This window comes from Flavobacterium sp. LHD-85, from assembly GCF_030929595.1.
Taxonomy (GTDB): Bacteria; Bacteroidota; Bacteroidia; order Flavobacteriales; family Flavobacteriaceae; genus Flavobacterium.
Window position 1 is genome coordinate 1 of the sequence record NZ_JAVFVR010000007.1, and the last position, 23,413, is coordinate 23,413.

At 31.7% G+C, this 23,413-nt stretch carries 24 protein-coding genes; 8 read left to right on the forward strand and 16 right to left on the reverse strand.

The features are described 5' to 3' along the window. Positions 1-104 precede the first annotated feature (104 nt). The 4 genes from RB618_RS13030 to RB618_RS13045 form a co-directional block, all read right to left on the reverse strand. On the reverse strand, positions 105-1,133 hold the full coding sequence (locus RB618_RS13030; protein ID WP_308069124.1) for a site-specific integrase: 1,029 nt from the start codon (positions 1,131-1,133) through the stop codon (positions 105-107). After that, positions 1,114-2,133, reverse strand: coding sequence for a tyrosine-type recombinase/integrase (locus tag RB618_RS13035; protein WP_308069125.1), 1,020 nt, complete (start codon positions 2,131-2,133; stop codon positions 1,114-1,116). The genes RB618_RS13030 and RB618_RS13035 overlap by 20 nt, the downstream gene beginning before the upstream one ends. Further along, positions 2,126-3,364, reverse strand: a complete 1,239-nt coding sequence (locus RB618_RS13040) for a tyrosine-type recombinase/integrase (RefSeq protein ID WP_308069126.1) — start codon at positions 3,362-3,364, stop codon at positions 2,126-2,128. Before RB618_RS13040 ends, RB618_RS13035 begins: the two co-directional genes overlap by 8 nt. Positions 3,365-3,496: 132 nt before the next feature. Then, positions 3,497-3,673 (reverse strand): histone H1, encoded by a 177-nt coding sequence (locus tag RB618_RS13045; protein ID WP_308069127.1) that lies wholly within the window; start codon positions 3,671-3,673, stop codon positions 3,497-3,499. Positions 3,674-4,446: 773 nt separating this feature from the next. Here RB618_RS13045 and RB618_RS13050 point away from each other — a divergent pair. The 5 genes from RB618_RS13050 (at position 4,447) to RB618_RS13070 (ending at position 11,121) form a co-directional block, all read left to right on the forward strand. Continuing rightward, on the forward strand, positions 4,447-6,198 hold the full coding sequence (locus RB618_RS13050; protein ID WP_308069128.1) for a tellurite resistance TerB C-terminal domain-containing protein: 1,752 nt from the start codon (positions 4,447-4,449) through the stop codon (positions 6,196-6,198). After that, entirely contained in the window at positions 6,195-7,508 is a 1,314-nt protein-coding gene (locus RB618_RS13055) for an ATP-binding protein (RefSeq protein ID WP_308069129.1), read from the forward strand. Before RB618_RS13050 ends, RB618_RS13055 begins: the two co-directional genes overlap by 4 nt. Continuing rightward, positions 7,508-9,637, forward strand: coding sequence for a DEAD/DEAH box helicase (locus tag RB618_RS13060; protein WP_308069130.1), 2,130 nt, complete (start codon positions 7,508-7,510; stop codon positions 9,635-9,637). The genes RB618_RS13055 and RB618_RS13060 overlap by 1 nt, the downstream gene beginning before the upstream one ends. Before the next feature lie 300 nt (positions 9,638-9,937). Then, positions 9,938-10,459, forward strand: a complete 522-nt coding sequence (locus RB618_RS13065; protein WP_308069131.1) for an ATP-binding protein — start codon at positions 9,938-9,940, stop codon at positions 10,457-10,459. 143 nt (positions 10,460-10,602) lie between these two features. Continuing rightward, positions 10,603-11,121: an STM3941 family protein gene (locus RB618_RS13070; protein WP_308069132.1), complete on the forward strand. Its 519-nt coding sequence runs from the start codon at positions 10,603-10,605 to the stop codon at positions 11,119-11,121. A 56-nt stretch (positions 11,122-11,177) separates the two neighbouring features. Here the strand turns inward: RB618_RS13070 and RB618_RS13075 are convergent, their stop codons facing one another. From RB618_RS13075 to RB618_RS13085, 3 genes are all read right to left on the reverse strand, one after another. Next, complete coding sequence (locus RB618_RS13075) at positions 11,178-11,993, reverse strand: ThuA domain-containing protein (RefSeq protein ID WP_308069133.1); 816 nt, start codon at positions 11,991-11,993, stop codon at positions 11,178-11,180. A gap of 174 nt (positions 11,994-12,167) precedes the next feature. Continuing rightward, positions 12,168-12,368 carry a hypothetical protein gene (locus RB618_RS13080; RefSeq protein WP_308069134.1) on the reverse strand — a complete coding sequence of 67 codons (201 nt, stop codon included), beginning with the start codon at positions 12,366-12,368 and terminating at the stop codon, positions 12,168-12,170. Positions 12,369-12,407: 39 nt separating this feature from the next. Beyond that, entirely contained in the window at positions 12,408-12,683 is a 276-nt protein-coding gene (locus tag RB618_RS13085) for a hypothetical protein (protein WP_308069135.1), read from the reverse strand. Between the two features lie 118 nt (positions 12,684-12,801). On the opposite strand from RB618_RS13085, the gene RB618_RS13090 reads away from it, so the two are divergent. Together RB618_RS13090 and RB618_RS13095 are read left to right on the forward strand one after the other, a co-directional pair. Continuing rightward, positions 12,802-13,131: a helix-turn-helix transcriptional regulator gene (locus RB618_RS13090; RefSeq protein ID WP_308069136.1), complete on the forward strand. Its 330-nt coding sequence runs from the start codon at positions 12,802-12,804 to the stop codon at positions 13,129-13,131. A 170-nt stretch (positions 13,132-13,301) separates the two neighbouring features. Further along, positions 13,302-14,405: a fatty acid desaturase gene (locus RB618_RS13095; RefSeq protein ID WP_308069137.1), complete on the forward strand. Its 1,104-nt coding sequence runs from the start codon at positions 13,302-13,304 to the stop codon at positions 14,403-14,405. A 57-nt stretch (positions 14,406-14,462) separates the two neighbouring features. On the opposite strand, the gene RB618_RS13100 is transcribed toward RB618_RS13095, so the two are convergent. Further along, positions 14,463-14,984 carry a hypothetical protein gene (locus RB618_RS13100; RefSeq protein ID WP_308069138.1) on the reverse strand — a complete coding sequence of 174 codons (522 nt, stop codon included), beginning with the start codon at positions 14,982-14,984 and terminating at the stop codon, positions 14,463-14,465. Between the two features lie 208 nt (positions 14,985-15,192). On the opposite strand from RB618_RS13100, the gene RB618_RS13105 reads away from it, so the two are divergent. Next, complete coding sequence (locus RB618_RS13105; protein WP_308069139.1) at positions 15,193-15,840, forward strand: M15 family metallopeptidase; 648 nt, start codon at positions 15,193-15,195, stop codon at positions 15,838-15,840. Here RB618_RS13105 and RB618_RS13110 read toward each other — a convergent pair whose 3' ends face one another. The 8 genes from RB618_RS13110 to tsaD form a co-directional block, all read right to left on the reverse strand. Then, positions 15,841-16,407 (reverse strand): hypothetical protein, encoded by a 567-nt coding sequence (locus tag RB618_RS13110; RefSeq protein ID WP_308069140.1) that lies wholly within the window; start codon positions 16,405-16,407, stop codon positions 15,841-15,843. A 4-nt stretch (positions 16,408-16,411) separates the two neighbouring features. Continuing rightward, entirely contained in the window at positions 16,412-17,593 is a 1,182-nt protein-coding gene (locus tag RB618_RS13115; protein WP_308069141.1) for a class I SAM-dependent methyltransferase, read from the reverse strand. Between the two features lie 2 nt (positions 17,594-17,595). Then, positions 17,596-18,687, reverse strand: a complete 1,092-nt coding sequence (locus RB618_RS13120; RefSeq protein WP_308069142.1) for an AI-2E family transporter — start codon at positions 18,685-18,687, stop codon at positions 17,596-17,598. A gap of 124 nt (positions 18,688-18,811) precedes the next feature. Next, a complete protein-coding gene (locus RB618_RS13125; protein WP_308069143.1) occupies positions 18,812-19,777 on the reverse strand; it encodes a zinc metalloprotease in 966 nt (321 codons plus the stop codon). Positions 19,778-20,074: 297 nt separating this feature from the next. After that, positions 20,075-20,572, reverse strand: a complete 498-nt coding sequence (locus RB618_RS13130) for a TrmH family RNA methyltransferase (RefSeq protein ID WP_308069144.1) — start codon at positions 20,570-20,572, stop codon at positions 20,075-20,077. A gap of 125 nt (positions 20,573-20,697) precedes the next feature. Next, the gene (locus RB618_RS13135; protein ID WP_308069145.1) at positions 20,698-21,336 is read right to left on the reverse strand and encodes a DUF4159 domain-containing protein; all 639 of its coding nucleotides are present in this window, start codon (positions 21,334-21,336) and stop codon (positions 20,698-20,700) included. A 171-nt stretch (positions 21,337-21,507) separates the two neighbouring features. Continuing rightward, positions 21,508-22,221, reverse strand: coding sequence for a 16S rRNA (uracil(1498)-N(3))-methyltransferase (locus RB618_RS13140; protein ID WP_308069146.1), 714 nt, complete (start codon positions 22,219-22,221; stop codon positions 21,508-21,510). 3 nt (positions 22,222-22,224) lie between these two features. Further along, complete coding sequence (tsaD, locus tag RB618_RS13145; protein WP_129745714.1) at positions 22,225-23,247, reverse strand: tRNA (adenosine(37)-N6)-threonylcarbamoyltransferase complex transferase subunit TsaD; 1,023 nt, start codon at positions 23,245-23,247, stop codon at positions 22,225-22,227. Positions 23,248-23,413: the final 166 nt, after the last annotated feature.

The following is a 23,413-nucleotide window of genomic DNA, read 5'->3' on the forward strand; positions in this document are numbered from 1 at the left end:
ATTGAAAATCAGAAGAAGTAAATTATCACAAGCTGTTTTTTAGAATCTTTGATAATCAATTAATTACAGAGATACTCTAAAAAACAGCTTTTCATAATAATATACTAAGCTAGTCCCTTTAAGAACGATTTCAGTTCTTTGTCATCATTCCAGGAAGCTTCTTTTATATCCATATTAAAAAAGTTTTCCGAAGCTTTTTCTAAAGCCTCCCTTTTAAATCTTGAATCTGCCTTTGCATATATTTCCGTCGTTTGGATGGAAACATGTCCCAATAAATCACGGATATAGACTAAGTTCACACCCGCTTGAAGTAGATGCATGGCTCTTGAGTGTCGAAGACAGTGTGGACTAATTTTCTCATGTATCAGTTCTGGTTCTGTTGTACGCGCCATTACTACATAGGTTCTTAGTATATATGTGATACCCGATCCTGTGAGTTTATGCCCACTACTGTTGAAGAACAAGGGATGTTCTTTCTTTGAAGGAATAAGCAAGTGGTTTTCTTCAATGTAAGTTCTGAGAATTTCAACCATCTGATCTCTTAGTGGTACAATTCGAGATTTGTTCCCTTTACCATGTAACCGGACTATTGCCGGTTTTTCAAGTCTAATGCTGGCAGGTGTAAGATCAATTAGTTCCTGAACCCTAGCTCCTGTTTCGTAAAGTAACGTAAGGATTGTTAGATTGCGACGTCCATGTCTATTCTTTAGTGAAACCTGATCCAAGATGCATCTGATTTCCTCAACGGTTAAATAATTCACTGAAGGTTTCTTTTTCTTTTTTATCCTGATGGAGCGCATTGATTGCCAGGTTGCCAATCTTGTCGGGTCTTTTCTTTCCAAGAATTGACAAAACGAACGTATTGCGGCATAGCGTTGATTTCGTGTGGCAATACTATTGTTTCTTTTTTCTTCCAGCCAATTCAAAAAGGCTAATATAATGTCACGATCAAAATCCTTCATCATAAGCTTATTGACTGATATTCCTTGCACATTGTCCATATAATCGATCAAATGGACAAAAGTATCTCTATAGGAGCGAACAGTATGTTTACTTACATTTATTTCTGCTCCCAGATATTCAATGAAGAATGCCTCCAAATATTCAGCAAAATCAGTTGACCTCTTTTTCATAGTTCTTTTGAAGTTTTAAGTTAAGGTCTGCGAAAATTTGATCCGTAGTGTGCATATCCAGTTTAAGGACTTCGGGATACATTTCCTGAGTCAGTCTAACATAGGATTCTGTACCGATAACGCTCTTGTGTCCCAAAAAGACTGAAAGTAAAGGCAGGGAGCAATATAAATCCTTTCCTGCACCAGTTAACTTAACAAGCGAATGTACCGCTGTTGTATGCCGGATCGAATGCAGTGAAGGGTTATTAGTTCCAAAACTGCCATAGATTTCACATTTTTCAAGAATGCTGACAAAATATTTATATACAGGAATATGGCTGCAAGACTTTCCTAAGGTTGAAACAAACAGATAAGAATCAGGATGATCAATGTCACATATAGGAAGCTTATCCCTATATTCAATATATTGTTTTAGAACTTTTTCCAGAGACTCATTAATTGGTGCAATTCTGCACCTGTTGTTCTTGGTATCATTAATTACAAGAGCGTTCCGTTTAAAATCAATATCCTTATTCATTATAGCAAGGGCTTCACCTATTCTTATTCCAGTACTGTACAACGTTCTGATTAATGCAGGTATGACAAATAGCATACTCTTTGGGCAACGGGTTTTTGTTACCATATTATCACACGCATCGAAAATATTGTGTATTTGACTGTGAGTAAACACTGTAGTGATTGTACTTTCAAAAGATCTTCTGGGGTGAAGAGGAACATAACATTCGTGACCAAGACTACCCATATACCGACAGAAGTTCGATATGATACAGAACCTCGCATAAAGGGTTGTCTTTTTATCATTTATACGTGTATCTGCCCATCTCTTTATATCTTCAGAATTAATTAGAAGATCATTTTTTGCAGTTTTCGACAAAAATCTATCAAAATCCAATAAGAAACTTCTGTATCTTTCTATTTTTAAATCTTGGAGTTCTTTCTCCTTAATATAACTCCTAATATAAGGAGCAAAGATGCTGCTAAATTTATCTGAACTATTCATAAAATCCTCCTTCTTTTTGAATATAAAATTTTTCCTGAACCAAGGGAACCTCAAGTGAACAAGCCAATAATCCTTTAACGTCTATGCCCAGATAGAACATGGTTGATTCACTACTACTATGTCCGAGAGAATCTGATATTACTGCAAGTGTCGTACCTTGTTCCAATAACTGAGAGGCTAAACTATGCCGTAAACTATGCGATCCGTGATGCCTGCTGTTTGTTTCCACTTTGGACTTGCTTATTATTTCATTGATTATGGCAAATATATTGGCAGCCGATACTGGGCCGAAAGGAGCAATGCCACTGAGAAAAATAGTTTTGATTTGTGATTTTGGACGGCCATAACATATGTAATCAATAATCGCCTCGCCAACCACGGGAAGTAATGGCAACTCAATATCTTGCCCTGTTTTGTACTGTTCAAAACGAATGGTGTTGCGATTCCAATCTAAATTGCCAAATTGTAAGGAACAGATATCACTTGCCCGTAATCCTAGACGCGAAGCAAGAAGAAATATTGCATAATTTCTTTTGCCAATGGTCTTTGATCTATTGATAGCATTATCCATTTGACGAATTTCTTCCAAACTATATACTGAAGGGAGTTTTTCTACTGATGATTTCCGTTTTATTTGATTAAGTGGAATGCGCAGATCTATATCTGTTAGTTTTCTTTCATACAGATAATTAAGAAAATGTCGCAAAGAAACACACACATAAAGTTTAGAGTTTTTTAGGGACGAAGTAAATTCTTTAATCGCGATACCATTCAAATTATGCAGATCGATCTGATCGTGGTACATTCTAACAGCAAAATAGCTTAGATTCCGGCTGTGTTTGAAGAAGGTCTTATCTGCAATACGTTCCTTTTCCTTAAATACTTTTAAGAATGAAAGGATTTGTTCTCCTATTTCACCTGGGAATTGATATACTTTCCGATTAATACGCTTCCTTCTCATTGGAATATTATTGAGAACATCGTTTAATAAGTTTACAGAAGATTTAATACTCTTAAACTTATAACCGGATAAAGAATTTGTTTCAAGAAAGGACAACTTGAAACTTTCTCCAATGACCTCTGAATAAAGGTCTTTTGAGTGTATAACCATGAAGCTTTTAAGCAAGGTAAAACGCCTTTTATGCGCCATGGTAACTTCTCTGTTGTAACTAGTCTCATTTAAAGACTGCAAGCATGATTGGATCAGCTCATCGATTGGTTTTGAATTCATATCTAATTGATTTAGTGGCTACAACATTGTAACCACTAATCAATATATGAAGATTATCAAAACAAGATTATCAACAGTTATCCTGTATAGTCAGGATGTTTTGAAATAAAATGTTTATCTACTTGTGATAATCTATTTCTTCTGATTTTCAATAGAAACTTTTCTAAACTCTTTTAAAAGTTTTTCAATTTCTAATGTAGATTTACGAGCTCTGGCTCCGGCTGCTTTAACACCTTTTTCAATAAGAGAATCTGATTCTGTTTTAAAAGTTTCGATTTCTGCATTAATTTTTGCTACTAAATCTTTCATGTTTAAATGTTTGTTAAATTTAGCAAGCAAAAATAAAAGTTTAGTTTTATAATGCAAGTAATTCTAAATATGTTTTATTGCTTAATTTAAAATTCTAAATTTGGATGAAGCAGTTTTTATTGTTTGCAATGTATATCGTAAATAAGTAGGAATTGATTAACTTTGCCTCAGATTATAATATTGTCTAAAATCAATAGAATAAGTTGCTTTAAAAAGGTAATAAAATTGTGGCGGAATCGTGGCAAACGGTTTTTGAAATCATTGAAAATATAGAGTTGGTGCGGGTTTAAACTATAAAGTTCGAATCCTTCTGCGTTCACAGAAGACCCACTCATACCGAGTGGGTCTTTTTGTTTTCTACAATTTTGCAGTTTTTAAAATCGATGAAAAAAGCGTGGCAAAACCGTGGCAAACGGTTTTTGAAATCATGAAAACATAGAATTGATGCGGGTTTGCAGTCTATAGTTGCAATCCTTCTGGGATCACAACTAGCCACTCAATTTGAGTGGCTTTTTTGTTTTGTGTCATTTCCTGGATATAAAATTCTTCCCGTTATCTTTTATAATTCATCTAAATTGAGAGTTACTAAGTTTTGATTTTTTAACAAAGTAACAAAACAGGTATATATACTTAATCATTTTTAAGTTGTGAATGATATTTTTGATATAATTTTTGTGATTATGGTTTTCCGTAATGATTATAAAATCTAAAGCTACATATTTACATTTTACAAAAAAAGGTTCAATAGTATAATAAAATTAAATTTAGGATGTATGGATAATTCTATTATAGACATTACAGGTGAATCTTACAGTCTTTCAAATATTTCAAAACCTTCAAATGTTCCTTATTGGGGACATCAATATGTATATTCGTATTCAGAAATAAATTCGGCGACAAACCAGCAGCGTGTTTTTTATAAAACTTTCAAGTTTAACTTTTTAAACGGTATTTATACAGATCTTGATGGCAATAATAATTATGCATTTGTTTTGCTTTTCGATCTTTTAAAAGAATTTGATACTCATAAAAATATTGCTCTTTTAGAGAAAGAATTAAATGAATTAAAAAGAAACTATCCTAAAACAAAAACGTATAGTGTTTCTCATTTTATTAAAAAATTAGAACAACATGATTTAAAGAAAGATTCAGAGAGAATTCGCCGACAGGAAAATTATTATGATGATTATTCGGGATATGATCAGTTAAAATTGGGATTTCAGTTTAGAGTCAAATTAAATCTAACAGATGAAGATGCTGCGCTTTTAAACAACATTTGGAATCCGGCAAATAATTTCTTTAATATTGAGTTTTGCGCTATCGAAATCATGAAGTTTTATTTGTCTGTCATTAAAAGATTAGATGAAAGATGTGTAAAAGATTCCTCTTCATTACATAAAGAACTTACTGCAGTAGCTGATATTATTGCACAAAAACATTATAACTATAAACCAGAAAGTAATAATTATAAATACTCTATAGAAACTGTTATAAATGAACTTCATTCTAATATTTTCAAATACTGTGAAAATACTGTTCGCGAAATTTTTGGACACAAAAGAAAACTGAATGTAGATCTAACCTATATATCGAATGCTGTAAAAGAAGAATACAACGATCGAATACTAATACGATTAAATAAAATATTACAGATTTATGCGCCAACAATTAATGAGCCAGATGAAAAAACGGATTATGAATTAAATATTCAAAATTCAACTCGTTGGAAAATTAAATTTGATGAATTGACTAGTAATTTTAATAAAGATTCAGACACATTCATAAATCAGATTATCAATCTTGGAAATTTAAATAGAGATAATCCATCGGTTGAAAATATTTTTTATGATGCATCAAAGTTTATCGCAGTTCATAGTAAAGAAGCAGCACTTGCATTGTATGTTTATTATATTCACTATGATTTAAAATCGGTAAAATTTGATCATAAACCGCTAGGTGTAACAGTGCAAAAAACTTTGTTTAAAAGTGGAGATCAATTTGATGATTTTCAAGCTATAATCAATGAGTTTATTCAGGATAAAGATTTAGAAAAGGCACTAAAAGCTGTAAAAAATGTTTACACAGCTAAACGAAAAAAAATTCAATTGGATAGAAATGCCATTCAGCAGGTTCATGAAAAACATTCGGGAACGGTTGAGCTGCTTAATGAATATCTTAGAGATGAAGAGGAACAGGAAGATTTAAAAACAGTGTTGGTAATTAATTCAGAACCAGAGAATCAGACTGTTTCTGAATACAGCACAATAAATACATCTCTTTATGAGAGCTTACTCAATTTTACAAAAATACAGCAAGATGTTCTTGATTCTTTTTCAAAAGCAAATTTTTCTGTTCTTCAGGCTGATTTTGAAACTTTTGCAAAATCAAAAGGAATGTTTAAAAACCAGTTGATAGAAAGTATTAATGAATTATGTTACGAGACATTAGATGATGTTTTAATTGAGGAAGAAGATGATTTTTATATTATTAACGAAAACTACTATAACCGAATTTTAGCAAAATGACAGAAAACATAAAACCTAAAGAAGCTACAGCAATTATTAATTCATTAATTGGAGGTGTAGTCCCTAAAATTGGTGTTCAGCATATTACGGTTGGACGGTCCGAGGAAATTGATGCAGTTGTAAGCGCATTAGAAGATGTGAAAAATGGACATAGTATGGTTAAATTTTGGATCGGAGATTTCGGTTCTGGAAAATCATTCATGTTACACTTACTAAATACTGTAGCATTAAAACAAAAGTTTGTGGTAGCAAATGCAGATTTTACGCCAGATAACAGACTTTACTCAAATGATGGAAAAGGCGTAGCGTTATATGCCGCTATTATGGATAATGTCGCAATTCAGACTAAACCAGAAGGCGGAGCATTGCCAACTTTAATGGAAAAATGGATAGAGCAGGTGGTTATGAAAACGGCAGAATCGAATAATATTCCATTAGAAAATATTAGAGAAGAACAATATTTGAGTCTTATTCAGAATAACATAATGAAAACCATCAACGAAATTACCGAAGTTGGAGGTTTTGATTTTGGAACAGTTGTGATGAAATATTACGAAGGTTATATCAAAGATGATGAGCAATTAAGGAGAAATGCCTTAAAGTGGTTAAAAGGAGAATATAATACCAAAACAGAAGCCAAACAAGATTTAGGAGTTAGAGAAATCATCAACGACTTAAATTATTATGATATGCTTAAAAACTTTACCAAATTGTTTGTTAGCATGGGCTATAGTGGTTTTATGATCAATCTTGATGAGGCTATAAATCTTTACAAAATATCAGTTTCTGCAACCAGAGAAAAAAATTATGAAAAGATTCTGTCAATATATAATGATTGTTTTCAGGGAAAAGTAAGCAATCTTTTTTTCAATTTTGCAGGAACTAAAGAAGTGCTTGAAAATGAAAGAAGAGGTTTGTTTAGCTATCATGCTTTAAAATCACGTTTAGAAACAAACAAGTTTGAAACTGCGGAAATTAGGGATTTTGCCCAGCCTGTAATTAAATTATTACCACTCGATCATAACGAAATTTTTGTGCTTTTAATAAAGCTTAAAGCAATCTTTGATTATAATTATAAAATAGCAACAAATGTTTCTGATGAAGATATACAAAACTTCATGGAGGAAATGTTTAATAAACCAGGAGCTTCAGAGTTTTTAACGCCAAGAGAAGTTATTAGGGATTTTTTAAATATTTTAAACATACTAAGGCAAAATCCTGATTTGGATAAAACGAAACTATTTGGAGAGATTGAAATTTCTGACGAAAGACCAGATGCTGTTTTAATGGATAGTATAGAAGAATTGTAATGTCATTTGAATTATTATCAGAACCCATCCGAAAATATATTCGTGATAAAAGATGGGAACAATTACGTCCTATTCAAAATGCAGCAATTTCAAGAGTTTTAACAACAGATAATCATTATATTTTGGTATCCAGAACTGCTTCGGGAAAAACTGAAGCAGCTTTTCTGCCTATTTTATCTCAAGTAAATTTCAACGAAAAAGGAGTTCAGGTCTTATACATTTCGCCTCTTATTGCATTAATTAATGATCAGTTCTACAGAGTTGAAGAATTGTGCAAAAATTTAGAAGTTAATGTTGTAAAATGGCACGGAGAAGCAAATGCAACTTTAAAAGAGAAATTAATAAAAGATCCATCTGGAGTGGTTTTAATAACGCCCGAATCTTTGGAAGCTATGCTTTCAAACAAACCTTTTAACGTAAAGCATCTTTTTTCGAACCTTAAATTTGTAGTTATTGATGAAATTCATTCTTTTATAGGGTCGGGAAGAGGCGTACAATTAAAGTCTATTTTATCCAGATTACAGGATTTAAATGAAAATCAATTTAGGCTAATTGGACTTTCAGCAACGTTGGGGGATTATGATGAGGTCAAGAAATTTGCCGGTACTACCGTTCCAACAATAGTTTTAAGGGATAGTGCATCAAAAGAAATTGAAGCTAAATTTAAATATTTTAAAAAAGACGGTGATGACTTACCCTTGAGTCTTATTAAAGATTTGTATTTAGAAACTAAGGATAGTAAGGTTTTAATTTTTCCAAATAGCAGAGGACTTGCAGAAGTTGTAGCTGTTAAATTAAAAAAACTTTCTGAAAGACTAAATGGTCATGTAAATTATTTTTCGCATCATTCATCAGTTGATAAAGAAGTGAGGGAATATGTAGAATATTTTGCAAAAAGCAACAACAGACAAAATTTTTGCATTTCCTGTACTTCAACTTTAGAACTCGGAATTGATATTGGTTCTGTTGATCAAGTGGTGCAAATAGATGCAACATACAGTATTGCATCATTAATACAGCGTATAGGTAGAAGCGGAAGAAGAGATAGTGCAAAAAGTTTTCTCCATTTGTATGCAACAGATAAATGGAGCTTGTTGCAGTCAATAGCTTGCTGGGAATTGTATAAAGAAGGTTTTATTGAGCCAAAAGATGCAATGACTTTAGCGTATGATCTTTTACTGCATCAGGCGTTATCAATAACAAAAGGAAATTCAGGCATTAATTTTAATGAATTAGTTAAATCAGTAAAGCAAAATTTCGCATTCAATGATATTGATAGTATTGATATTGAAGAAATTTTAAACCATTTAATTGCTATCGATTTATTCGAAAAATTAAGAGATGAAGTTATTATAGGAATTGAAGGAGAAAAAATCGTCAATAACAGAGATTTTTATAGTGCCTTTACCATTGAAGATAATTTTAAGGTTGTGAGTGCAGGAATAAAAATAGGTGAAATTCCATTAACGCCACAAATTAGAGAAGATGAAAATATTTTATTAGCGGCTAAAATCTGGAAAATTATTGTTATCGATTTCAAAGCAAAAAAAATAGAAGTTAAACCTGCAAATGATGGTAAAAAACCTCTTTTTTTTGGTGGAAGCGGAATGGTACATTCCAGAATTAGAAATAAGATGTTTGAGATACTGTATCAGGATCAAAAAATTAATGAGCTAAATAAAGAAGCTTTAGACGAGTTAGATGAGATGCGAAGTGATTTTTCTGTTTTTGATATCAAGGATATAGAGTTAGAAAGACCATTGTTGGTTTCAGAAAAAAAACTCATATTGTACACTTTTGCAGGTACTAAAATAAATGCAACATTACAATTTCTTTTTAAGTTTTCTGAAATAAAGCACTCATTAGATGATAGTAAAAGTTCATTCGATATTTATGAATCTAAAGATGATTTTCTGGATAAATTCAATTACATAACTTCAAATGTGGATGTTATTGAAGAAATTATAACAGAAGAATTAGAAAAAAATCCAGATTCCTTAATTACATCAAAATGGGGGATTTATTTACCAGTGAAATATCAAATAGAATGGATGAAGAAAAATTATTTTGATATAAAACAGACTCAGGAATTTTTACTTGGAGTTACTGAAATTGTAGATAATATTTAGTGTTTTATTTTATAAATTAGCAGCAAATTTTAATGGTTTTTATATTTATCATAAAGTAAAAAGGTATTTAATTGTAGAATTTTAGCCCAAATCTTTTATAAAAGATATAGTAATTATAAAATTAGTATTACATCACAAAATACGATTAAAAGAGTCGGCTAAAATTTTTAGATCTTCGAGTAAAATGTTAGAATTTACTCCTTCTAAGTTCACTTTTAAGGATGATCATTCTGATCATCCTTTTTTTGTTTTGCGCCTATTTTGTTTATTTTTAGTTTTCATGATAAAAAACTTAGTAATATGAGAATAGCAATACTAGGAACTCATTTGGTTGGAAAAACAACATTGGCAGAAAAACTCCATGAATCTTTTCCTGATTATGAGTTTTATCCGGAACCCTATTTTGAATTGCAGGAAATGGGTTTTGATTTTTCTGAAATACCTACAGCAGATGATTATATGGTGCAGCTGGAACATTCTTTAAAACAGATTGTGAGAAGTAACAGAAATGCTATTTTTGACCGCTGTCCAATTGATATTTTGGGATATGCTTTAGCGGTTGACAATGCATTAAACTTTTCCTCCGTATTTAATAAAATTCAAAATGCGATTAAAGAGATCGATCTCTTTGTATTTGTTCCTATTGAAGAGCCCGATCGGATTTCATGCTCAGAATCTAATTTGCCTGAATTGAGATATCAAGTAAACGATAGTATTAGCGAATTAATTGATGATTTTGATTTGGAAGTAATTCAAGTAAAAGGAAGTTTATCTGAAAGACTAAATCAAATTAAAAATAGGATAGAGCAATTAAAACTTTAAAAGAAATCCAATAAAAACAAATTAGATACTTTTCTAAAATCTCAACAATTCCGGCCTAGTGGAATGGTTTTTCTTAATTATTTTGTGGTAAATTGCATCTTTATTTTTAATTCTAATAACAAATAAAAAAATTACTGCAATCCATGAATGAAGAAATTAAATTATACCGAAACGCTAAGAAAACCAGAAAATTACTTTTGTATGCTAGCGCAATCAGTATTTTAGTAGCGATTATGCTTTTATACGGCATAGGAACTTTTGATGGAATATTTAAAATAAAACTATCAGTTGCTTCTGGTGCGATCCTTTTAATAATGCTTGCTTTAATATTTAAAATGCTAGCAAGTATAAGAGATAAATCTCCATTAATTCATATAGATACCAATGGTTTCTCTGGAAGAACAACCCCAGTAGCCAAAGCGTTTGGAAGACTAGATTGGCAAGATGTTACCGATGCGCAGTTACAAAAAGTGGGAGGAGATACTTTGGTTGCCATTACAATTGACAATGCAGCTAAGTATGAAGGTCGCGCTTCTAAGTTTCTTTGGAAAATGGCTTATGATGAGCAAAATTCGAAATTGAATATTATGTACTCTGCTTCAGAGATTGAAATTAATGCAGAAGAATTATATAAACTGTTTTTAAAATACTGGAAAAAATAGAAAAGTGCCTCTCAAGTGAGAGGCACTTTTATTATACTTTAGATAAAAGAATATCTTTAGTTTCTTTTAGCCGCCCAGAAAATTGAATTTCTCAAAAGAGTAGTGTAAGCTTCATTTTCAAATAATTCTGGCGCATGTCCCATAAAAATATAGATATTTCTTGATTTGAAGTGATTATTTGTCCAAACTACAGGGTGATCTCCCATTTTTATTTTTGAATATGGTTCGTATGAAGATTCATCAACGGAAGCGAGAACATGAACATTTGGTCTCGGGCTTTTGTCATAGGTGTACCATTCTTCTTTTGGGATTATAAAATTAGAAGGAATCCCTTTGGTTACAGGATGTGATTTATCTTCAATAGATACTTTTCCACTTGCAAAATCTTGGATATAATTGGCAAATTGAATGCCACCCATAAAATCTGAAAACCATTTCCACATAGGATATCCATCAAATTCGCCAAGTAAAGTAGCATGATGCAGGCCAACCCATCCGCCTTTTCCGCTATTGATGTATTTCTGAAATGCCAGCATCGATTCTTCGCTCCAAGAATAAGGAGGATAATCTAATTGAATAAAAACTTGATATTGTTTTAAAAGTGCCTCATTGATTGTTTTGGTGCTTTCGATATAATCAATGGTGAAACTGCTATCAATGGCAAGTTTATTGAGCCACGGTTTAGCCGCTTTGGTAAATGGGAGATGATGTCCGCCATTTTCATATAAAACTAAAGCTTTAAAACGTGATTTCTTTTGTTTTCTTTCTAAGCAGCTAACTTGATTTGCAAAGATGATAGTTTTGCTATATGCCGAAATAGTAATGAGTAAAACTATTAGAACACCTCTTAATTGTTTTCTGAGTTTTAGCATGTTTTTTAGTTTTTAGCTAGAAGACAAATTACAAAAAAGATGAAATTTACATGATTTAAATAGTTTTACATTAAAAACAAGAATTTACGACTCAGGCTGATTTTACTGGTGTTGATGCTAAAATTAATATATTAATGATGTGTATTTGATGGGATTTTAATCGGCATGATAATTCTAATTCATTATTTTCTTAATTTTTTCCAATTGATTAAAGCAATGTATATGGATTTCAAGACCTTCTTTGTATTGTTCAATAGTCATTCCGTACAAAAAAGGGGTATTCTCTAAATTGATTTTATTGGAAGATGAAGTTTCAAATTGATTTTGAATTGAATCTGACTGGCTGTTTTCTTTTTTATTGGTGCGGTTAGTCATAAAATTAAAATTTTGATTGAAAAAGGTTTATATGATTTTCTAGGCTTCTGAGGTTAAAAGTTTTATTTTTTCAATTGCTTGTTTGTTTTCGTATGCTACTTCTACTAATGCTAATAAAATGTCATTCCTAAATATTGTTTTGTTTCTCACGTTTCTAATTAATGCTTTGGTTGGAGCGCGCTGTCCTTTTTTAATAATATGAGCAATGGTAAGATCAACATAGGTTACAGGTAAATGCCTATCTATAAATTCGTAAGCTTTTTTATTGTGAGAATTATCTTCTTTAAAATTGCTATTATTGATTAATTTTGACATATATTTGCTAATTATTATTTACATGCTTTTAGGTTATATAAATGTAGGAATATTATTATATTTATTATTCTTTTTAATGTTAAAAAATATATTTAAGCTATATTTTGTTTGAATTTTAATGATGATGTATCACGAGAAACTAAGCAAATTCTTTAAGGATAAAGGATTAAAGCAAAAGGAAGTTGGGGCAATTTTAGGATTTAGCCCAGCAATGATTGGAAGGTATTTACATGGAACGGCTAGTATAGGTTCTGAATTTATTCTTAGCTTAAGTAAAAATTTTCCGGATGTAGATTTGAATGACCTTTTTGCTCCCAATGAGCAAAATATGGTTAATGAAGTTGGAGCAGTTTATGAAAAACAGACTATTTTGAATGATTTGCAAGAAATAGAAGTTAGGATTCATGATATTAGACTGCGTTTGGCCAACAAAAAGTTTGAGGAATAATAAAAAATTTTCCAAAAAAATCTAACAATTCTAATTTTAACAGCACCATTTAACCACTCTTTTAAGAGTGGTTTTTTTGTTATAAAATACTTGATTTTTAATTGAATCTATGCTAATACGTTAAGTTTTTTTTTATTAAATTTGGTTAACAATTTCTAGCAGTAACCAATATGGAAAAATTAAAACGACCGGTTTATGTTAAACCAGGAGCAGATGATTTTTTTAAAAAGATGCGTTTAGAAGTGAATGAAACGGTCTTAAAAAACTCGTCTTTGTATGTATTAAATGTTGTGAAGTCTTTAGGGCTTCTGGCAGTATTTTTTTTATTCTACGCCTGTATTTTACTTTTCGGGAACCAGACCCCGTTGTTATTTCTTTTTTACATTTTGTCTGGTATTACAATGATCGTTTTATTTATAAATGCTTTTCATGATGCTGCACATGGAGCTTTGTTCAAAAAGCCAAAGCATAATGAATGGTTTTTATATGTTTTAGAACTCTTCGGGAGTAATCATTGGCTTTGGATGCGACGCCATATAAGTTTGCATCATGCTTATCCAAACGTGCCAGATTGGGACGTAGATATCAAGCAGAGTGATATTATTAGAATATTCCCAAACAGCCCACTGTTTAATTATCACAAGTATCAACACATTTACATGTGGTTTATTTATCCTCTTTATAGCCTAAACTGGCTTTATATTAGAGATTTTAAAGACTTCTTTGGCAAAAAGGATAATTATGTAAAGAAAGTTGTAGATAAAATCCCGAGGCAGGAAGTTTATAGACTGTTTGCGGCTAAGATTATCAATCTTATTTATTTGCTTTTTATCCCGATGATGCTTTTAAATCAGCCATGGCATATGGTGTTTTTTGCTTGGCTATCTATGCATTTATGCGGTAGTGCAATTGGTGTGGTAGCATTGGTTTCGACACATGTTGATGAAGATGCCCACTTTCCGCATACCGATGAAGATGGAAATCTTTCCGACACCTGGGTAATGCACCAAATGATTGTCACTAAAGATTTTAGTACAGAAAGCAAATTGGCTAATTTTCTTTACGGCGGATTTACACATCACGTAGCACATCATCTTTTTCCTGCCGTTGGTCATACGTATTATCCATATATTACACCAATAATAAAACGTTATGCAGAAGAGTACAATCTGCCATATACTTCATATCCATTTTATCACGCTGTTCGCTCTCATTTTAGAATGCTCAGAGACAAAGGAGTAAAAGAGAATATTTTAGTTACAGGAGAAATATAACTCTAAAAATATTTAATAAAAAAAGCGGTTTTTTAAACCGCTTTTTTTATGATCGCATTATTTTTTAATTTGGGTATTTTCCTTTTTAATATTTAAATCTTTTAAGAGATTGCCTTTAATCTCAATGTCAAAATTATCTTCTTTAAAAATCGTTAGTTTCGATTCTGAAAATTTGTAGACATTAATTTTATTGTTTTTAACATCAATATACAAATCATAAGAATAAGTACTGCAGTCATGCTGTTTGCAGCCCCAAGCGTGAAGTATATTATCTTGTTTTTCAAAAGGAGTTTCGGTGTTCCAATTTTTCACCATTTGATCGTAATCTGCACCTAATAATTTTTTTAATCTTGGAGCTAGGCTGCTTTTGGTTAAAAACTGTGTTCCAATGACGCTTTTATCTACCAAGGCATACAAAGAATCATTTGGGTTTAAAACAATGCTATCTGCCTGTAAAGCTTCAGTTTTTATAGAAGTGGAATCTGTTTTAGGAACTTCTTTTATAATTTCTTTTTTACAAGAAAATAAAAGTAAACTAGTTACAAGTGCTGTTGAAATGTATTTGGCTCTGTAATTCATAAGATAAATGGTTTTTAGAATTAATAGTTTAATTTACAAAGTCGTAAAGAGCTAATTTTCATAAAGATATTAAAAATAATGTTTGGTTTGAAAGGAATTTATGACAAATTAAAGATTTGCAAAAAGTAAATTTTTACTCTAAAAGAGAAATCGTAGAATCGGTTTTTAAGTTTTTTTTGTTTAATTTCAATTTTTAAATCCTTTTACAATGAATCAGATCTTCAAAATATTAGTTTTTTTTCTTTTTGGAATCAGCTGTTTGCATGCGCAAAATGAAGCTTATGCAGCGCCAGCAGAGGCAAAGATTTCTGACACTACATTTGTGAATCTGCGAGATTACAGCAATGATTTTGTTTATGATATGAAATATGCAACAGAAGATAATTTTTTAAAAACTAAAGTTTACGACTGTGCCGAATGCATGCTTCGTTTAAAGACTGTAAAAGCATTAATTGCAGCCAATAAAGATTTTTTAAAGAAAGGATATAGAATTAAATTATATGATTGTTATAGGCCTTTGGACATTCAAAAGAAAATGTGGGAGATTGTATCGAATCCTATTTATGTGGCAGATCCAAAAAAAGGCTCCATCCACAATAGAGGAGGAGCCGTTGATATTTCTTTGGTTGATATAACAGGAAAAGAAGTTGATATGGGAACTTCTTTTGATTTTTTTGGAATTATGGCCAGTCATAATTTTAAACAGCTCTCAAAAGAAATCCTTTCAAAAAGAGCTTATTTAAAGAATACAATGATTAAAAACGGCTTTAATTCATTTGACTCTGAATGGTGGCATTACAATTTAAAAGCTGGTCTAAAAGATAAAGTTTCCAACCAGAAATGGAAATGCAATTAATTACTCAACACACCTGATATTATCCATAAAATAAGTGTTCGGATTGGTAACTTTTCCAGTCAACTCTGAGGTAAGTTCTCTTTTTACGATGTAATCTTCTATATTGGTTAGATATTTTACTCGCATAATCGAGATTGGCGATTTTTTTAATTCTTCATAATTGTCTTTCATAAACAAGAAAATCCCTGTGTTGACACGATTATTAAAACCTTTTTCATCACGAATTAATGTTCCGCAATTTTCTTGATTGATATGCATTAATGTTACAATTTTTCCGTTCTCTAATTGTAAAAAGATTTTTGAATTTTTATCAAAACAATTGGCTTTAATAAAATCTTTGCTTTTTTGAATCGCTTGCAGATTTAAAGTTGGCAATCCGTCGGTTTGGGCTAATGAAAAGAAAATGTAATTAGAGTTTCCTCCAAAATATTTCTCACTCATTAAGTACTCGTTGGTTACTTTGTAGCTTCCAATCGAGTCATTTACATTTACACTGTATTCACATGGTTTTTGGGCAAATGCGGAAAAAGTCAATAAAAAAAGAGTTAGGGTAATTAGTTGTTTCATTGTATTAGTTTATTTTGGTGCAAATTAAAACTATTTTGTTATCTTTTACATCAGTTGTAAAAAAACAATACAAATTACCTCCGTTTTTTATTTTCCACTTTTTTCTAATGTTTTCAACCGTTTCAGGGAAATTACGAGTGGTAATATTTGCCTGTTTATTTGCCAGTTCGTTTTTCATCTCATTTTTGTTGTACGAAAAGGCTTTTTGAATCTCAAATTTTCTTCCAGGAAAATCTATTAAATCCTCAGAAGTATACAAATGAGAATGTTTGTGAAGTTTATCAATTTGAAAAGTAATGCTTACTTCGTCAAAACCGCCAGATTTCATAATTGCAGCATTTGGCTCGTAAAGATATTTCTTTGGAAAATCATAAAGCGGATAGGAGATTTCTTTGCCTAAAACAAACTCAAAAGTTTCTGTTTTTTCTTTTAAAATATTAGCAGTTTTTAAAGTAATTTCGTTTGAATAACCTTTGTGAATTTCAAAAAGCAACTCTTTAACTTCATTTTCGAGCGCTATAATATGAATGTTTTTGACATTTTTTAATTCTGATAATCCTGCCGAAATATCTAATAAAGGTGCTGTTTTAATTAAAATATGATCTGATTTTTCGAAATAGAAATCAAGCAATTCAGGAACGTTTGGAAGGCAGTCTTTCAGCATGAAAACTTTGCCTTTGCTATCGTTTCTTCGTGAAGGATCAATATAAATCCAGTCAAATTTCTGATCGATTTTTTCTAATAAATGGATTGAATCGCCAGCATGGAAAGTGCAATTCTCAACTTGTAATTGTTTAAAATTGTGCGATACTATTGCTGATAATTCTTCATTGATTTCGCAATGCGTTATTGATTTGAATTTTTTAGAAAAATAATAATCATCAACACCAAAACCGCCAGTTAAATCAATCAGAGATTCACCATTTATTAAAGAAGCTTTGTAAGCAGCAGTTTTTTCTGAAGATGTTTGTTCGACAGAGATTTTACTTGGATAAATGATGTTTTCGGCAGCAAACCAAGTAGGGAGTTTTTCCTTTGCTTTTGTTCGGGCTTCAATCTGATTTAAAATCAAAATCCAGTCCAGATCGGGAAATGGATTTTTTTGCAGTGCCAATTTTGTTATATCTGCACCAGTATTTTGAATTATATATTCTTGAATTTCTGGATGCAAAATAGGATTGTTCAAAGCTAAATTCTTTCGGTTAATACGGAGACAATTTTATTATTAGGAAAAAATTCTTTTAAAATTACTTTAATCATTGTAAATGCAGGGATGGCTATAATCATACCCACAATTCCAAACGTAATACCGCTGATTAATATAACCAAGAATATTTCTAACGGGTGCGAATTTACACTTTTTGACGAAATTATTGGCTGGCTAATATTGTTGTCAATTGCCTGCACCAATAAAAAGCCAATAACAACATAAATGGTTGTTGGAAGAATTTCTGATTGAAAATCTTTTCCGATCATGCTTATCATGGTAAGAATTCCAGCTAAGGTGGTTCCTATAATTGGTCCCAAATATGGAATTATGTTTAGGATAGCACATAAAAAGGCAATTACAAAAGCATTTTTATTTCCAAAAATCAGCAATACAGTCAGATAAAGAATAAACACAACAATCAGCTGCAGTAATAAGCCAATGAAATAGCGTGTCAGTAAATGGTTTATTTTAGTGATTGAATTTAAAATTTTGTCTTCATTTGAATCTGGTAATATTCTTCTTGCTTGATCTTTAAAAATATCTTGATCTTTTATAAAAAAGAAAGTGATGAAAAAGACCGATACCAATCCCATGCCCATATCGGCCATGAAGTTGATTATAGTATTGATAAATCCTGTAAAATAGCTGAAATCTAAGAAAGAAGTAATTTTAGAATCTTTAAAAACTTTGTTTAAGTCAATATGCTGAATATTAAAATACTCTTCGAGATGCGTTTCTGTTTCTATAAATTTGGTCTGAAGATGTGCTGTATCAAGAAGTGCAAGATTATTTGCTTGAGAAATAATTAAAGGAACAAATAATAAAATAAAGCCCACAATTAGAAAAATGAAAAATATAATTGTCGTTGTGGCTGCCATCGAATTGCTAAACTTTAGTTTATTCTTTAAGAATAAGACCATCGGATTTGCAATTAGACACAATATTAATGAGATGCACAGATAGACAATCACGGTTTGGATTTCATATAAAAAATATAAAACTATGCTAATTATTAATATGGTTGCTAAAGCTCTTAAGATCCCGTTAGAGATAGTTTTTGACGTTATCATATTTAAATTTTGAGATCATAAATATAGGAAAAAGCTTTTATATTTCTAGTCTTTGGGAGTTCTAAAATAATTGACAAAAAAAAGGCGAGATGATTTCATCTCGCCTTTAATTAAGTTTTTTTTATTATGGTTGTGCAAAAGAAGCTCTAGCACCTCCAGTTGTAAAAATAGCTGAAATTCTGTTTTTTTGACCTGTTGAGAACATGTACATTGCTGCATCATCAACATAATCCATGTAGTTCATTGTCATTTCTACAGGTGTACCTGTACAAGTGCTGTAATGAGGGTAAGCAGGAACTCCGTAGTTTGCTGTGTTATGAGTTGGAGTATCTGAAACAAGATCGCTTCCGCAAGTAGCATCTCCCCAAATGTGGCGTAAGTTCATCCAGTGACCCACTTCGTGAGTAGCTGTTCTTCCTAAGTTAAATGGCGCATTTGCAGAACCAGATAATCCGAAGTAACGAGAATCAATTACTACTCCGTCTGTAGAAGAAGCACCTCCAGGAAATTGTGCGTAACCTAAAATTCCGCCGCCAATAGCACACGACCACATGTTTAATTTTGTAGTTGGAGAAGTAGGTGCAATTCCGCCCTGAGCTGTTTTTTTCATAGCGTCATTTGTTCCCCAAGAAGTTTTAGTAGTAGATTTTCTAATAACCTGGTCTAAAACGAAAGTAATTCCAATGTTTGCTTTCACACCTGAGAATAACGCTGGTACATTATTGTAGTCAGAGTTTAAAGCATTAAAATCTTTGTTTAAAACATCGATTTGCGATTGAATTTGTGCATCTGAGATGTTTTGTGCAGCTGTTTTGTATAAAACATTCACTACAACTGGAATTTCAATTTTTCCATTTACCAGACGGCCTGTAAAATTTGAACCAGCATGTTGTGCAGTAAAAGTTTCAATTTCGTTCATTCTAATCGCCAATGAAGGATCAGCTTTTAGTTGAGCTTCTAAAACTTCTTGTGTTGCACATCCTCTCCTAGAAGCAACACTTGCATCTGCATTAGCAGAATCAGATGACTGGTCATTTTGACAAGCAAACAGCAATAATGCTGCAAATGTGGTAATGATAACTTTTTTCATAATAATTTGGGTTTTTTGTTATAAAAATATTGGTTAATTGAATAATAGCGCAATTTTATAACAAAAAGCTTTTCTCGCAAAATATTAGAACAAAAATTTTGTGAGAATTTTTACGACCCCTTACAAACATTGATTCCTACAAAAAACGAATCAAAAATATTAATAAGTATTTTCTTTCTTTTGTGTTTTTTTAACGCATTTAGTCGTGATTATCTGTAGTTTAACGATAAATGCAATAAATTGAATTGATGTAAAATTGAAATGAAGTTTCAAAAATTGTCTTCAGAATTCAATTTTTTATAAAGAAGTAATCTCGTAAAGTGCAATACTCGCAGCCTGCACAACATTCATACTGCTGTTTTTGCCAAACATGTCGATGTGTACGATTTGGTGAGAAAGTTTTAGAAGTTCTTCAGATATTCCGTTAATCTCACTTCCGATCAAAAGAGCAATTTTTTTATCGAAAGGAATCATAACTTCTTTTAAAGGTTTGCTGTCTGAAGTGATTTCTAAGGCAATAATTTCAAAATTATTATCAGTTAAATAGGAGTGAAGTTCAGTATAATCTTCAATAGTAGAATGTGGCACATGAAGATGTGTGCTGCGCGAAGTTTTATTGATTTTACGAGGTGTCAGCGGAATGTCTTTTCCGAAAAAGATAATATTCTCAACTCCGAAAGCCTCAGAAATTCTAAATAAAGAACCAATATTCTGCTGAAAGTAAATATGATCGCATACCAAAGTAATGGGAAATGTTTTTCTTTCAAATTGATTTTCTTCGTGGGTTAGTTGCATTTTTTGTTAGTGAAAAGTGATTAGTAATTAGTAATAAGTAAATAGTAAATAGTGTTGAGTCCGAATCTAAATAATTTTCTCTTTTAAATTGAAATTACTAGTAACTAATTACTTGGGACTAGTTACTAATTAGTAAAAATATAATTGATAATGTTTGCGCCCATTTTCAAGGCTTTGTCCCTTACATTTGCAGGATCATTATGTACTTCAGCATCTTCCCAGCCGTCGCCTAAATCGCATTCGTAAGTATAAAGTAAAACCAGTTTATTGTCTATAAAAATTCCGAAAGCCTGAGGACGAGTTCCGTCATGTTCGTGAATTTTTGGTAATCCGTTCGGAAAAGGAAATGGCTTCTGAAAAATAGGATGATTTGCCGGAATTTCGACTAAATTATTATTTGGAAATATCTTTTTGATTTCTTTTCGAATAAACTGATCCATTCCGTAATTATCATCAATATGCAGAAAACCTCCAGCGGTCAGATAATTTCTCAAGTTTGTTACGTCTGCATCGCTAAAAACTACATTTCCATGACCTGTCATGTGTACAAACGGATAGGAAAGTAAATCTGGATTGCTTGGTTCTACCGTTGATGGTTTGTTTTTGATGCGAGTATTAATATTGGCATTGCAAAAACTTATTAGATTAGGCAAAGAAGTAGGATTTGCGTACCAATCGCCGCCACCGCTGTATTTAAGCAAAGCAATTTCTTGAGAAAAAGAAACACTTGAAAAGAGTAACAATAAGTAAAATATTTTTTTCATATAATTTTAATTATAAGGCTTTATCGTACTATTTGTCATTTCGAGGAACGAGAAATCTCCACAAGTAGCTCGCCAAAGATTAGTGATTTTCTGTGCGGAGTTACTAGCGAAGATTTGCTTCGCCGATTCGCTAGCGCTCGGGTCTCCTTCGTCGAAATGACAAGATTGTGTTTAATTAGGAACTTCATTAAAAAAAACAACACTATGGCAAGCCACAACGGCAGCTGTTTCTGTTCTTAAACGGGTATTTCCTAAAGCTACGGGTTTGTAATTGTTTTCTAATGCCAATGCAATTTCTTTTTCAGAAAAATCACCTTCTGGACCAATTAAAATCGTAACATCTTCATTTGGTTTTAAAACTTCTTTCAGTGATTTTTTATCGGTTTCTTCACAATGCGCAATTAACTGTAAACCATTCTGCTTTTGTTTGATGAATTCTTTAAACGAAATAGCTTCATTTAATTTTGGAAGAAACGTTTCATTACATTGTTTCATTGCCGAAAGAATGATTTTCTCAAAACGATCACGATTAATTACTTTTCGTTCAGAACGATCGCAAAAAATCGGGGTGATTTCTTGAATTCCAATTTCGGTAGCTTTTTCTAGAAACCATTCGAAACGATCATTCATTTTGGTTGGCGCAACGGCCAAATGCAAATGAAATTTTGGTTTTTCAGCATTCGTAATATGTAGGACTTCAACAATGCATTTATTGTCTGAAGCCAATGTAATTTGAGTTTCAAACAATAATCCTGAACCATTTGTAACATGCAGAATATCTGCGTCTTTTTTTCTAAGGACTTTTATAATATGACGGCTTTCTTCTTTGTCAAAAGAAAAACTTTCGGTTGTCTCGTTTATGTTGGGATTAAAAAATAACTGCATGATTTAAAATTCGATTCTTGCTTTAGAAACCACTGCAGAAGTTTCAAAACGATTAGATAAGTATTTTTGGTATCCTACAATTCCAATCATTGCAGCATTGTCTGTTGTATATTCAAATTTTGGAATAAAAGTTTTCCAGCCGTATTTGCTCTCTGTTTCTTTTAGTGTATTTCTGATTCCTGAATTTGCCGAAACTCCACCGCCAATGGCAATTTGTGTAATTCCGGTTTCTTTAACAGCCAGTTTAATTTTATCCATCAAAATTTCGATAATTGTGTGCTGAATAGAGGCGCAAATATCATTCAGATTTTCTTCGATAAAATTCGGATTCTGCTGTTTGTTTTTTTGAATGAAATATAAAATAGCTGTTTTCAATCCCGAGAAACTAAAATCTAATCCCGGAACTTTTGGTTTGGTAAAAGGAAACGCTTTCGGATTTCCTTCCTTTGCATATTTATCGATCAAAGGTCCGCCAGGGTAAGGAAGTCCAAGAATTTTGGCACTTTTATCAAAAGCTTCTCCGACAGCATCATCTGTAGTTTCTCCGATAATTTCCATATCAAAAAAACTATTCACTTTTACAATCTGAGTATGTCCGCCACTTATGGTTAAAGCTAAAAAAGGAAATTCAGGTTTATCGTAGCCTTCTTCATCGATAAAATGAGCCAATATATGAGCATGCATGTGATTTACAGCAATTAACGGAACATTTAATGCTAATGATAATGATTTACTGAAAGAAGTTCCCACCAATAGAGAGCCCATTAGGCCTGGACCTTGAGTAAATGCGATTGCGCTTAGCTGTTCTTTTTGTACATTTGCTTTACGAAGTGCAGCATCTATCACAGGGACAATATTCTGCTGGTGCGCGCGTGAGGCCAATTCAGGAACAACACCTCCGTATTGATTATGAATTAATTGATTGGCTACAACATTTGACAATACTTTGTCGTTATGTAAAACCGCGGCAGCAGTATCATCGCATGAACTTTCGATGGCTAGAATAAAAACCTCTGGATTTTGCATATAAAGGCACAAATTTTGAATTATATTTGACAAATCAAATTATTAAATTTCTTTGATTTAAGCAGTGCCCCAAAATTAAAGAATTTTTATCAAAAACAGCCGTTCTTTGTCTGTTCAAATAAATTAAAAGAAAAACTAAAATTAAAGAAGCTATCAAAAAAGTAAA

Excerpts from the sequence above, each read along its gene's own strand:
- RB618_RS13140 (WP_308069146.1), bottom strand. The coding sequence starts at position 22,221 with ATGCAGTTATTTTTTAATCCCAACATAAACGAGACAACCGAAAGTTTT.
- RB618_RS13045 (WP_308069127.1), bottom strand. The coding sequence starts at position 3,673 with ATGAAAGATTTAGTAGCAAAAATTAATGCAGAAATCGAAACTTTTAAA.
- RB618_RS13135 (WP_308069145.1), bottom strand. The coding sequence starts at position 21,336 with ATGAAAAAAATATTTTACTTATTGTTACTCTTTTCAAGTGTTTCTTTT.
- RB618_RS13090 (WP_308069136.1), top strand. The coding sequence starts at position 12,802 with ATGATGATGTATCACGAGAAACTAAGCAAATTCTTTAAGGATAAAGGA.
- RB618_RS13130 (WP_308069144.1), bottom strand. The coding sequence starts at position 20,572 with ATGCAACTAACCCACGAAGAAAATCAATTTGAAAGAAAAACATTTCCC.
- RB618_RS13030 (WP_308069124.1), bottom strand. The coding sequence starts at position 1,133 with ATGAAAAAGAGGTCAACTGATTTTGCTGAATATTTGGAGGCATTCTTC.
- RB618_RS13125 (WP_308069143.1), bottom strand. The coding sequence starts at position 19,777 with ATGAAAAAAGTTATCATTACCACATTTGCAGCATTATTGCTGTTTGCT.
- RB618_RS13100 (WP_308069138.1), bottom strand. The coding sequence starts at position 14,984 with ATGAATTACAGAGCCAAATACATTTCAACAGCACTTGTAACTAGTTTA.
- RB618_RS13070 (WP_308069132.1), top strand. The coding sequence starts at position 10,603 with ATGAATGAAGAAATTAAATTATACCGAAACGCTAAGAAAACCAGAAAA.
- RB618_RS13040 (WP_308069126.1), bottom strand. The coding sequence starts at position 3,364 with ATGAATTCAAAACCAATCGATGAGCTGATCCAATCATGCTTGCAGTCT.
- RB618_RS13110 (WP_308069140.1), bottom strand. The coding sequence starts at position 16,407 with ATGAAACAACTAATTACCCTAACTCTTTTTTTATTGACTTTTTCCGCA.
- RB618_RS13050 (WP_308069128.1), top strand. The coding sequence starts at position 4,447 with ATGGATAATTCTATTATAGACATTACAGGTGAATCTTACAGTCTTTCA.
- RB618_RS13055 (WP_308069129.1), top strand. The coding sequence starts at position 6,195 with ATGACAGAAAACATAAAACCTAAAGAAGCTACAGCAATTATTAATTCA.
- RB618_RS13105 (WP_308069139.1), top strand. The coding sequence starts at position 15,193 with ATGAATCAGATCTTCAAAATATTAGTTTTTTTTCTTTTTGGAATCAGC.
- RB618_RS13075 (WP_308069133.1), bottom strand. The coding sequence starts at position 11,993 with ATGCTAAAACTCAGAAAACAATTAAGAGGTGTTCTAATAGTTTTACTC.
- RB618_RS13065 (WP_308069131.1), top strand. The coding sequence starts at position 9,938 with ATGAGAATAGCAATACTAGGAACTCATTTGGTTGGAAAAACAACATTG.
- RB618_RS13060 (WP_308069130.1), top strand. The coding sequence starts at position 7,508 with ATGTCATTTGAATTATTATCAGAACCCATCCGAAAATATATTCGTGAT.
- RB618_RS13120 (WP_308069142.1), bottom strand. The coding sequence starts at position 18,687 with ATGATAACGTCAAAAACTATCTCTAACGGGATCTTAAGAGCTTTAGCA.
- RB618_RS13095 (WP_308069137.1), top strand. The coding sequence starts at position 13,302 with ATGGAAAAATTAAAACGACCGGTTTATGTTAAACCAGGAGCAGATGAT.
- RB618_RS13085 (WP_308069135.1), bottom strand. The coding sequence starts at position 12,683 with ATGTCAAAATTAATCAATAATAGCAATTTTAAAGAAGATAATTCTCAC.
- RB618_RS13080 (WP_308069134.1), bottom strand. The coding sequence starts at position 12,368 with ATGACTAACCGCACCAATAAAAAAGAAAACAGCCAGTCAGATTCAATT.
- tsaD (WP_129745714.1), bottom strand. The coding sequence starts at position 23,247 with ATGCAAAATCCAGAGGTTTTTATTCTAGCCATCGAAAGTTCATGCGAT.
- RB618_RS13035 (WP_308069125.1), bottom strand. The coding sequence starts at position 2,133 with ATGAATAGTTCAGATAAATTTAGCAGCATCTTTGCTCCTTATATTAGG.